The organism is Candidatus Aminicenantes bacterium (genome assembly GCA_026393795.1).
Classification (GTDB): domain Bacteria; phylum Acidobacteriota; class Aminicenantia; order UBA2199; family UBA2199; genus UBA2199.
In genome coordinates this window covers 1-1,586 of sequence record JAPKZL010000038.1, presented here as the reverse complement: position 1 = coordinate 1,586, position 1,586 = coordinate 1, and the positions used below count along the sequence as shown (strand labels likewise).

The window sequence follows — 1,586 nt, the reverse complement described above, 5'->3', positions numbered from 1 at the left end:
TGCAGCGGCGACGAAAACATGGCATCGATGGCCGTTTCCTTCAGCCTGGCGGCCAGGCGGGCGACTTCGTCACGGCCCTTTTGGTTAAGGGGATTGTCGATTTGCCCCTGCAAATGGTCGGTTTCATTGAAAGTGGTTGTTCCATGCCGGACAAGTAGGATTGTTTTTTTTAAATGATCCATCGCCTTGATTATATATCAGCTTGAGCGGCCGGTCAAACGGAAAAAGGCTTGCAGGGCCGGTTTTTTGAAAAACGGTCAACTGAGAATGGCCTTTTCCTTCTCCATCAGCACCGCATAGACGTCGGCGGCGCTGCAAGCGTTCTTCAGGCTGCCGGTGATGTCACTGCTGGCGGTCAGGCGGGCGATATGGGCCAGGGTTTTCAGGTGCAAGCCGATGTCGCGGTCATCGCTCATGATCAGGAAGACCAGCTGCACGGTTCGGCCGTCGGGGGCCTTGAAATCCAGGCCGTCGCGGATCAGGGCCACGGCCAGCAAGAAATCGGAAAATTCGTCGGAAAAAATATGCGGCGTGGCGACCCCTTTGCCGATGCCGGTCGACTGGATGCTTTCCCTCTTGACGAACAGGCGTTTGACTTTCCGGACGTCATCGATCAACCCCCTCTCCTTCAGGAAGGAAGAAAAATCCCCGTAAAAACAGCTGGTGTCTTTGCAGGCCTCGGTGATGTAAATGTTTTCTATTTTCAGGTACTTGGCTAGTTTCATCATAGTCTCCTTCTGATGTCGTCGCCGGTGGTGAAAAGCCGGTCTGGCCCGGCCGAAACCAGCGTGATATTGGCCGCGTCGTCCTTTTCCAGTTGAAAGGGCGTGCCCCAGGAATCGATGAGAGAATCCGGCGACGGCAGGTACCCGGGCACCAGTGAGTCCAGGCTTTCGGGGTATTCGTTGTGATCGCCGAAATAGGTGGTGACAGCGGCCGAAACGCTGTTCATATCGATTGTCAGCGTCGCCGCTTTCGCTTTTTCCAGGGCGGCCGTTCCCTCGGCAACCGGATTGCTCTGCCGGCTTTTGCCCAGGAAAAGGACCAGCACGACGATCAAGGCGGTGATGACGATCAGTGTCCCGAATCTCATGAAGTCATTTTAGTAAAGAAATTATTTTTTTACAAGCAAGCTCGAATGCATTTTTCGCCTGGGATTGTTTTCAATCTTTTCGATCACTGGGCGGGGAGGGCTGGCTGGCCGCGGCCGAAAATTGACCGGAGGCCTGGTCCACGTCCTGCAGGAGAAAGCGGCGATCGCCGGCCAGCGCTCTCCGGTACAGGGAAGCCATCCTCCCCGGCGGGAGGCGGCGGATGAGCAGTTTCAGGCGGGTGTCGGCAAAGGCGATCAGCATGTCATAATCGCCGTCGCTGTCGCCGGCGATCAAGAGCGGTTCGCGATCGAGCAACCGGCTCAGGTTTTTCGCCTTGCCGGGACCGAAATTGGGCGCCAGGCCGGGCGCCAAGGAGCCCTGGAGGATGCCATTTTCGCTGCGAGCGTCCATGCCGATCACGCGATCGGCAGGGAAGTGCGTGTGTTGCATCATGGTCTCGATGATCTGCGGGTTGCTGGCCGTGCTGACGAT

4 protein-coding genes are annotated in these 1,586 nt (G+C 56.8%); all 4 read right to left on the bottom strand.

Going from position 1 to position 1,586, the window contains the following annotated elements; all coding sequences use genetic code 11:
- The coding region (locus NTW95_01715; GenBank protein ID MCX6556142.1) for a histidine phosphatase family protein at window positions 1-182 on the bottom strand (182 nt) is incomplete at its 3' end.
- Between the two features lie 75 nt (window positions 183-257).
- Window positions 258-725: a PTS sugar transporter subunit IIA gene (locus tag NTW95_01710; GenBank protein MCX6556141.1), complete on the bottom strand. Its 468-nt coding sequence runs from the start codon at window positions 723-725 to the stop codon at window positions 258-260.
- Window positions 725-1,093, bottom strand: coding sequence for a hypothetical protein (locus NTW95_01705; GenBank protein MCX6556140.1), 369 nt, complete (start codon window positions 1,091-1,093; stop codon window positions 725-727). Before NTW95_01705 ends, NTW95_01710 begins: the two co-directional genes overlap by 1 nt.
- A 70-nt stretch (window positions 1,094-1,163) precedes the next feature.
- The coding region (locus NTW95_01700) for a hypothetical protein (protein MCX6556139.1) at window positions 1,164-1,586 on the bottom strand (423 nt) is incomplete at its 5' end.